At 43.0% G+C, this 9,072-nt stretch carries 11 protein-coding genes; 6 read left to right on the forward strand and 5 right to left on the reverse strand.

The window, feature by feature from the left end; genetic code table 11:
* Positions 1–145: 145 nt before the first annotated feature.
* Genes BW947_RS18255 through BW947_RS18270 form a run of 4 tightly spaced genes read right to left on the reverse strand, consistent with a single transcriptional unit; the run spans position 146 to position 3,751 of the window.
* The gene (locus tag BW947_RS18255) at positions 146–733 is read right to left on the reverse strand and encodes a TlpA disulfide reductase family protein (protein WP_076502280.1); all 588 of its coding nucleotides are present in this window, start codon (positions 731–733) and stop codon (positions 146–148) included.
* Positions 730–1,209 (reverse strand): heme lyase NrfEFG subunit NrfF, encoded by a 480-nt coding sequence (gene nrfF, locus BW947_RS18260; RefSeq protein ID WP_076502282.1) that lies wholly within the window; start codon positions 1,207–1,209, stop codon positions 730–732. The genes BW947_RS18255 and nrfF overlap by 4 nt, the downstream gene beginning before the upstream one ends.
* Entirely contained in the window at positions 1,206–1,760 is a 555-nt protein-coding gene (locus BW947_RS18265) for a DsbE family thiol:disulfide interchange protein (RefSeq protein ID WP_076502284.1), read from the reverse strand. Before BW947_RS18265 ends, nrfF begins: the two co-directional genes overlap by 4 nt.
* 11 nt (positions 1,761–1,771) lie before the next feature.
* Positions 1,772–3,751, reverse strand: a complete 1,980-nt coding sequence (locus BW947_RS18270) for a heme lyase CcmF/NrfE family subunit (RefSeq protein WP_076502286.1) — start codon at positions 3,749–3,751, stop codon at positions 1,772–1,774.
* Between the two features lie 404 nt (positions 3,752–4,155).
* On the opposite strand from BW947_RS18270, the gene ccmI reads away from it, so the two are divergent.
* Entirely contained in the window at positions 4,156–5,406 is a 1,251-nt protein-coding gene (ccmI, locus tag BW947_RS18275; protein WP_076502288.1) for a c-type cytochrome biogenesis protein CcmI, read from the forward strand.
* Between the two features lie 67 nt (positions 5,407–5,473).
* On the opposite strand, the gene BW947_RS18280 is transcribed toward ccmI, so the two are convergent.
* Complete coding sequence (locus tag BW947_RS18280) at positions 5,474–5,773, reverse strand: c-type cytochrome (protein WP_076502291.1); 300 nt, start codon at positions 5,771–5,773, stop codon at positions 5,474–5,476.
* Between the two features lie 317 nt (positions 5,774–6,090).
* On the opposite strand from BW947_RS18280, the gene ccmA reads away from it, so the two are divergent.
* Genes ccmA through ccmE form a run of 5 tightly spaced genes read left to right on the forward strand, consistent with a single transcriptional unit; the run spans position 6,091 to position 8,868 of the window.
* The gene (gene ccmA / locus BW947_RS18285) at positions 6,091–6,738 is read left to right on the forward strand and encodes a cytochrome c biogenesis heme-transporting ATPase CcmA (protein ID WP_076502293.1); all 648 of its coding nucleotides are present in this window, start codon (positions 6,091–6,093) and stop codon (positions 6,736–6,738) included.
* 10 nt (positions 6,739–6,748) lie between these two features.
* Complete coding sequence (gene ccmB / locus BW947_RS18290) at positions 6,749–7,435, forward strand: heme exporter protein CcmB (RefSeq protein ID WP_006079706.1); 687 nt, start codon at positions 6,749–6,751, stop codon at positions 7,433–7,435.
* A gap of 1 nt (position 7,436) precedes the next feature.
* Entirely contained in the window at positions 7,437–8,183 is a 747-nt protein-coding gene (locus tag BW947_RS18295; RefSeq protein ID WP_076502295.1) for a heme ABC transporter permease, read from the forward strand.
* Positions 8,183–8,380, forward strand: coding sequence for a heme exporter protein CcmD (ccmD, locus tag BW947_RS18300; RefSeq protein ID WP_076502297.1), 198 nt, complete (start codon positions 8,183–8,185; stop codon positions 8,378–8,380). The genes BW947_RS18295 and ccmD overlap by 1 nt, the downstream gene beginning before the upstream one ends.
* A complete protein-coding gene (ccmE, locus tag BW947_RS18305) occupies positions 8,380–8,868 on the forward strand; it encodes a cytochrome c maturation protein CcmE (protein WP_076502299.1) in 489 nt (162 codons plus the stop codon). The genes ccmD and ccmE overlap by 1 nt, the downstream gene beginning before the upstream one ends.
* Positions 8,869–9,072 lie beyond the last annotated feature (204 nt).

Here is a 9,072-nt window from a genome sequence, read left to right on the forward strand (position 1 = left end):
CACATCAGGCGGCTTAACGCTGTCTGCCGTGTCAGTGGATGCGCATTATAGGCAGCGCGAGATTTTGTGCAAGGGCTTTTTAATGAAAAAAGATCGCATGGCGATCTTTTACACAGTGGCGATTATTTTACGCACGAAGTGGCGATTAATCAGGCTTTTTAGAGCCTTTATCAATAAAACCTTGGATTAGTGAAGCAGCCTTGGCGTCATCCCAATCAACATAAGTTCGAACAAAGGCAATCAATTGACCCTGTTGATCTAAGATAAAAGTCGCAGGAATAGTATCGAGTGGAAAAACGTCCCCAAGACTTTGTGGCTGATCGTAGTAAGAGTTGAAATTTGCCATGCCCAACGAACTTAAGAATGGCTGCACCTGCTGTTTGCCTTCAGCATCAATAGAAATAGGCAATACTACAAAGTCTTCAGCTTTGAACTTAGTCGCGAGTCTTTCGATTGCGGGTAGCTCTCTTACACATGGCGGGCACCAGGTCGCCCACATATTTACCATAATGATCTTGCCTTTAAATTGACTGAAGTCGATGGCTTTACCATCGACATCATTAAAAGGAACAGGCTCAATAGGAAATGTCTTTGGTAATACATTGATCAGATCAACGGTAGATTCGACCGGTTTAGCCGCTTGCTGCATGCCGGGATAAGCATGGGCTATCCCGCCAACAACAAACGAAAACGCAGATGATAAGATTAATATTACTGCGACTTTATGCTTCATTTAGGATTACGCTTCAGTAAAGTGTCTAACTCATGTTGGTCTTCAGCACTTATTTCATTAGGCACATTACCGACAATACGCTGCTTACGAATGAAGATAAAACCAATGATTAACCCCATGAGTAATAAACCTATAGGGCCTAACCAGAGAACATAGGTTTTGGTTTCCATTTTAGGTTTATACAATACAAACTCACCATAACGGCTAGTCATAAACTCAATAATTTCATTATCCCCTTTGCCCTCATCAACCATCTTGAAGACTTCAAGACGCAGATCTCGAGCAACTGGAGAATTGGAGTCGATCAAATTCTGGTTTTGGCACTGTGGACAACGTAACTCATGGGCTAAAGACAAACCACGCTTTTGATTTTCAGGTGTTTTGAATTCATAAGTATCAACAGGTGTTGCCATGACAGTGGTCGTAATGCTGAATAACAGCACTAAACCACCGATAATTTTTGTCAGCATTCTCATGATGCACCATCCTTTGTCGCTTCAGCTTGTAATTGTTGGATCATAGGATAAAGCGTTTCGCTCCAGACACGTTGGTCGATTGGACCTGCATAACGAAAACGGATAATTCCGTTGTGATCAACAATAAAGCTTTCTGGTGCGCCATAGACGCCAAGATCTAAGCCTAAACGGCCATCTTTATCATAAATATTGACATTATAGGGGTCGCCCTGGCGTGTTAACTCTTCTAATGCAGGAACACGCTCGTCGCGATAGTTGATCCCATATATTGGCAGAAGATTTTTACGCTTTAACATCACTAAGAAAGGATGCTCATATTTACAAGATGGGCACCAAGTCGCCCATACGTTAAATAGCGCGACCTTACCCTTTAATTGTTCATTCGTAATAATCTCAGCTGGTGTTTCTAAGCTTTCCAGTTGAAAAGCCGGCATCGGCTTTCCTTCCAGCGCTGAATCTAATTGCTGCGGATTCAAAAATAGCCCTTTATAGAGAAACACCCCCATGGCGAGAAATATAACCAATGGGATAAACAGAACCAACTTCTTCATACATTCCCCAATTAGTGAGCCGTTGCTAATTTTACTTTTTCACCCAGAGGGGCAACAGTAGCAGTGACTTTTGCACGATAACGCTTATCCGACGCGGCTAAAAAACCGCCAACCATCATGAAAATAGCTCCAAACCATAACCAACGAACAAATGGTTTGTAGTTCAAACGAACTGCAAATTCAGTGCTGGTAATCGGGTCGCCCATAGTGACGTACAAGTCACGGAACAGACCCCAGTCGATACCCGCTTCTGTCATGTCCATAGTACGCACATTATATTGACGGCGATCTGGCTTGAGTAATGTCAGCAGTTTGTCATCTTTATAGATCTCGATTTGTCCCTGTTGCGCAGTGTAGTTAGGACCCACGACGTTTTTGGTCTCAAGATACTTAAAAGTATAACCTGCAAGTTCTTGGCTTACGCCAGGCCCCATGCGGACACTCTTTTCAATCGAGTAATTCGATACCATAGTGGCGCCGATCACTGAGACTGCTATACCAATATGCGCGCAGATCATACCGAGTTGGCTACGGCCTATACGGTTAATACTAATATCGCCTTCTTTCGACTTAACCATATTGTAAGCCGCTCTTGCTGTTGCCAGTACAATCCAAGTTGCTGCTGCAACACCCAAGGTAACCCAAATATTGAACACACCATCAACGATAAAAGGAGTGACCACACCGATTGCCACAGCAACCATTGCAGGAATCAATAACTGACGTCTCAACTCGCCCGTTTTGGATTTTTTCCAACGGATAATTGGACCTATACCCATAAAGCCGAATAAGACCAATACGATAGGCACAAACACAGCGTTAAAGTATGGTGGCCCTACGGAAATTTTCCCCATTCCGAGTGCGTCGATAAGCAATGGATATAGCGTACCCAACAATACTGTACCGGCAGCAACCGTCAGTAGAACGTTGCAGACCAGTAGCATCGTTTCTTTAGATTTCAGCTCGAAACGGGCTGGACTGCTCATTTCACTGGCGCGGAATGCAAACAGAGTTAATGAGCCACCAATCGCTAAACCAAGTAACAACAGAATAAACATGCCACGGCTTGGATCCGCTGCGAATGAATGCACTGAAGTTAATACGCCAGAACGAACAATAAAGGTACCTAGCAAACTTAATGAGAAAGCAAAAATCGATAGCAATACAGTCCAGTTACGGAAAGCGCCACGTTTTTCAGTCACGATAAGAGAATGAACCAGCGCGGTACCCACTAACCAAGGCATAAAAGAGGCATTCTCAACGGGATCCCAGAACCACCATCCTCCCCAACCTAATTCATAATATGCCCACCAAGATCCGAGTGCGATCCCCCCAGTAAGGAATGTCCAAGCTGCTAACGTCCAAGGACGCGACCAACGAGCCCAAGCAGAATCGAGACGACCGCTCATCAGTGCGGCAATCGCGAACGCAAAACTCACTGAAAAGCCCACATAGCCTAAATACAGCATCGGTGGATGGAAGATTAAACCCACATCCTGCAGCATTGGGTTTAAATCGCGACCTTCAGCAGGCATTGGGAATAAACGTTCAAATGGGCTAGAAGTGAGTAACATAAATAGGCCAAAGCCAATAACAATCAGTGCCAGCACTGCCAATACACGGGCAGTAAACACTTCCTCTAAACCTTTACTAAATAAAGCGACTGAGGCAGCCCAAGTCGATAAAGCAAATACCCAAAATAACAGTGACCCTTCGTGACCGCCCCATACGGCCGCAATCTTGAAGAAGATAGGTAACTGAGAGTTAGAGTGATGCGCGACATAAGCGACTGAGAAATCATCGACGGCAAAGCTATAGCCCAGCACAACAACGGACACAGTGATAAAAAAGAACATTCCATAGGTTAATGGCCAAGCATACCTAACAAGGTATTGATCTTTTCGGGCAACACCTATTAGGGGGACGCTGATCAATAAGAAAGCAAATGCCATTCCTATTATCAACGCAAAGTGTCCAAGTTCTGGGATCATGGGTTTTCCTCAGTCTTCAATAATATGTTGATTTAGAAAGACTCTATATCAACGCACAACATGCTATTATCACGCAAATGCACAAAAATTTGCTCATTTTAGTATTTGCTATTGTTCCTGTCTGCCTCTTTCGTACAAAACTGGGTCACTTGTCTCATTCTCAATTGTTAATGTGGATAAATGTCCCGAAAGAGTGACGGTTCTGCATGTGACCTACAAATGACACTATAAGTTTCATGCAGTATTTATCAGAAGAATTAATTTGTGAACCAGTGCCCAACTATAAGCTTTCGGTACAGGGATTACCTTATATTACTGTTCAATGAACCATCTTTACGTATAATCTTGCTCCCAAGCCTAGCGGTTACCCCGCTTTCTGCAAACTAAAGTGAATATAGAAACATATGACAACATTTTGGATTTTTATTGCGCTTGTTTTATTCGTCGGTCTGCTGCTAATTTGGATCCCGCACTTCAGGCAGCAAAGGTTGCTGGTAGCAGAAGAAGCCGGTGTACGTAGGCAGACTAACCTTGAACTGTTCAATGAACGACTAGCCGTGCTTGAAAAAGAATTACGTGAGGAGTTACTAGATGAAGCAGAATTTAATGCTTTAAAAAAAGAACTAGAAATTAGCCTCCTTCAAGATATCAAACAAGCAAGCGATGACTCGCTGGTTAACCCAATAAAGCCAAAGACCATTCTATGGCCATCAATGATGTCTATCTGTTTAGTTGTCATTTCAGGCTATATGTATCAACACTTAGGTGACTTTCAAAATATAGATAATGTCCAATCAGCAAATCCACACGCTGGTATGGATGCGGCACAAATCATGGCGCAGCGCGTACAAATGATGGAAGCTCAAGTAAAGGCAGAGCCCGAAAATAGCCAAGCTTGGTTTACCTTAGGCCATGCTTATGTGTCGGCCAATCAATATGACAAAGCCATTGCCGCCTTTGATAAAGTAATAGCCTTAGTTGGCAAGCAAGCTGAATTGCTAGGGCCAAAAGCGACTGCTATGTATTACAAAGCAGGCCAACAGATGACACCGCAAATCCAAGCTATTATCGATGAATCATTAGCAATGGATGCTCAGGACCCTTCAACATTATTACTCGTGGGTATGGATGCTTTCTTTGCTGCAGATTACAAGAAAGCGATTGCCTCTTGGCAAGCCATTTTGAATAGCGAACGCGCCGATATTGATCGTACTGCATTGATGAATGCTATTGAAACCGCAAACTTGCGTCTACAGTCTGAAACTGCAGGAATGCCAGATGATGACGCTCATAAGCAAGTGAAGGCCAGCGGCGTTAAATCAGTTAATATCACTATATCTATCGCTGCTGAGTTGGCTGCCAAAGCTAGCCCAGAGGACACTATCTTTATCTTTGCTCGTGCAACTGAAGGGCCAAAAGTGCCATTAGCGGCAACGAAAGTCAGCGCGACATCTTTCCCGATTACCGTGACGTTAGATGATAGCAGCGGTATGGGCGGGGACAAAAAGTTAAGTGACGCGGCAAATGTCGAAGTGATCGCAGTGCTTTCTAAACACGGCAATATCAAACCACAAACGGGTGATATTCAAGGAAAGATTAATACTGTTGCAGTGGGCGATAGTGCTAGTTTAGTGCTCGATACTCAAGTGCAATAGTTTGCTGTGAATAACAAACTTTAGCTATAAAAAAACCGGCAAAAGCCGGTTTTTTTATAGCTAAAAATTACTGGGCTTTCGACATAAATCCGATAGCGGCTTTGTAATCTTCATCTGTACAATCAGTACACATACCACCTGGTGGCATAGCATTTAAACCAGTTTTCACACTGTGCAGTAGAGTATCCATACCTTTAGCTAGGCGTGGCTCCCAATCGGCAACATTGTGTACTTTTGGTGCTCCAGCAACACCCATGCTGTGGCATACGGTACATGCCTTGTTGTAAATCGCTTCAGCTTCTTGAGCTGACACGTTGACAGACATAGTCAAAGCAGCGATTGCAGTTATTGCTAACAGTTTTTTCATCTTCGAGTTCCTAATGCAAATACGTACAAAGCTCGGCGCTGCCCTTACTAAGGCAGACTCATTATAACCATCTAAGATTACTACAAACTTCAAGAAATCTCATCTTTTTGTGATTAGAATCTCAACACAGAATGAATCAAGCGACAAGGAGTGTGAATTCGTTAATATATTAGCAAATCTTAAAAAAGTTCGATAAATATTGCGGTTATTGGAACCACATCAAATTGCTGACATCTAGTACAAACCAAAGGTAAACGTCCAATAACGTTTGTGTTAGAATAACTTGTGTTTCCTTCCGGCTTTAGATAGAGGGTTCAGTGGCAAATATAACAATAAAAACATTACTTTCGGCAAATAAGCTGACCTGTATTCGCGAAGAACGTATTCTTTTTGATGAATTAAGTTTTGAGATCCATGCTGGTGATATCGTCCAAATCGAAGGCCCTAACGGTGCAGGCAAAACCAGTTTATTACGTATACTAGCGGGCCTTTCTCGTCCATACGCAGGACACACTTTTTATATCGATGAAGACATTAATCGCTGCCGCGACGAATATAATCAAGACCTGTTATATTTAGGCCACTTAGCAGGCGTAAAATGTGAGCTGACCGCCGAAGAAAACCTTAATTTCAATTTAAGGATCAGTGGTTATGATGACTTTGATACTTCAGCTATTTTAGCAAAAGTGAATTTAACAGGCTTTGAAGAGGCGCTCGCGGGGCATTTATCCGCTGGCCAACATCGCAGAACAGCATTGTCGAGACTGTGGCATAGCAACTGTAAAATTTGGATCCTTGATGAACCTTTTACTGCAATTGATAAAAAAGGTGTCGAGGAACTGGAGCAATTATTTATCCAGCACGCTGATAATGGGGGCTGCGTGATCCTCACGACTCACCAAGATATGGGCATTATCAAAGATGATAGGCTTCGTAAAATCCGCCTAGATTATCGCTTCATATAAGGTCAGAAAAATGAAAAGAGGCATCAGTTTTACACAAGCATTTTTCACCTTGCTACAGCGAGATCTTAAAATAGCTATTCGCCATCGTGGCGATATTTTTAACCCGCTTTTATTCTTCATTATGGTTGTGACCTTGTTTCCACTTGGAATAGGTCCTGAGCCACAAATGCTGGCTCGTGTAGCACCAGGAATCATTTGGGTAGCGGCATTATTAGCATCAATGCTATCGCTTGAAAGGCTCTTTAAAGCAGACTTCAGTGATGGCAGCTTAGAGCAAATGTTGTTGAGCCCACAGCCTCTAGCCATTTTGGTATTAGCTAAAGTGTTAGCCCATTGGATTTTAACCGGCGTACCATTAATTATTATTGCGCCATTATTAGCGGTATTACTTAATTTAGATGGTAATAGCTATGGTGCGTTAATATCGACCCTAGCATTAGGTACCCCTGTATTATCCCTATTAGGAGCCATAGGTGTGGCATTAACTGTCGGCCTTAGAAAAGGCGGCGTGTTACTCAGCTTACTTATCTTACCTTTATATATCCCAGTTCTCATTTTTGCAACGAGTGCAATCGATGCGGCTGGAATGAATTTACCCTATGACGGTCAGCTCGCTATAATAGGCGCCATGCTGGTCGGATCGTTAACATTGGCACCTTTTGCAATTGGTGCATCTCTGCGAGTGAGTACTAACTAAAATGTGGAAATGGTTACACCCTTACGCGGATCCTGAACGCGCTTATAAATTGTCAGGAACATTATTTCCATGGTTTGCAACCTTAGCGGCTGTGCTTATTACTGTTGGCACTACATGGGGGTTAGCCTTCGCACCAACCGATTATCAGCAGGGTGATAGCTACCGTATTATCTTTATCCATGTCCCTGCGGCTTCCATGTCAATGGCGGCGTATATGGGTATGGCGACAGCAGCCTTTATTGGTCTAGTTTGGCAAATCAAACTTGCTGACTGGGCTGCCGCATCAATTGCGCCTATTGGTGCAGTGATTACCTTTATTGCCCTATTCACTGGTGCAGCATGGGGTAAACCTATGTGGGGCGCATGGTGGGTATGGGATGCACGCTTAACTTCTGAACTGGTGTTACTGTTTTTATACCTTGGTGTTATCTCACTCTATGCTTCATTTGAAGATAAAGTGCTGGCAGCTCGCGCTGCAGGGATCTTAGCGATCGTAGGCGTTATTAATATCCCTATCATCAAATACTCCGTTGAATGGTGGAGCTCATTACATCAGCCATCTACAATTCGTATTACCGAGAAATCGACCATGTCGACAGAAATGCTCTATCCGTTATTAATCAATATCGCTGGATTCGGCCTTATGATCGGCGCAATTACGATTATTCGATTTAGAGCGGAAATTTTAGCAAGGAATGGCATGCGCCCTTGGGTGCGCGAACTTGCTAAAGCTGAGGAGATCAAATAATGCAATTCGATTCTATCAGTGACTTTTTTAACATGGGCGGCTATGCATTTTATGTATGGCTATCCTACGGAGTGACTTTCTTCTGTTTCTCTACACTTATCATTAGCAGTGCACGCCAAAAACGTAAAGTACTAATTGAAATAGCGAAGAAGATGGATAGAGAAGAACGCCTAAAAGAAACCAGGAGTACTAAATAGTGAATCCCAGACGCAAAAAAAGACTGACATTGGCAGTAGCATTAATCGGTGGCGTAGCCGCAATTACTTCACTTTTGCTCTATGCACTAAACTCCAACTTAAACTTATTCTATACACCATCTGAAATTGTTCATGGCAAAACAGATACCGGTGTTAAACCTGAAGTCGGTCAACGGATTCGTGTCGGCGGTATGGTAACTGTTGGCTCTATGGTACGCGATCCCAAAAGTCTTCATGTTCAGTTTGCAGTGCATGACTCTCTAGGCGGGGAAGTCCTCGTTACCTATGATGATCTACTACCAGATCTCTTTCGTGAAGGGCAAGGTATTGTAGCGCAGGGCGTGCTATCTGCAGATGGTAAATTAGAAGCGACTGAAGTGCTGGCAAAGCATGATGAAAATTACATGCCGCCTGAAGTTGCTGAAGCGATGGGTCAAACCCATGAAAAATTAGATTACAGCCAGCAAAAAGCACCGGACACTCAATAAGCTTTAATAAAGCCAGAAACAGCAAAAAAGCCTCATATTTAATAATAATGAGGCTTTTTTATTGCTCAATCTACATCATTAAGGGTGAGGCTATGTTTAGGTTGGTATCATACCAATTACTTTAATTATATGATCTAATAAGTCGTCACTTTCTCACCTTACAAAGTATGAACAAGCCCAATATCCTAGCCTTAGTTAAATCAG

The sequence above is a fragment of the Shewanella morhuae genome (assembly GCF_900156405.1).
Lineage (GTDB): Bacteria > Pseudomonadota > Gammaproteobacteria > Enterobacterales > Shewanellaceae > Shewanella > Shewanella morhuae.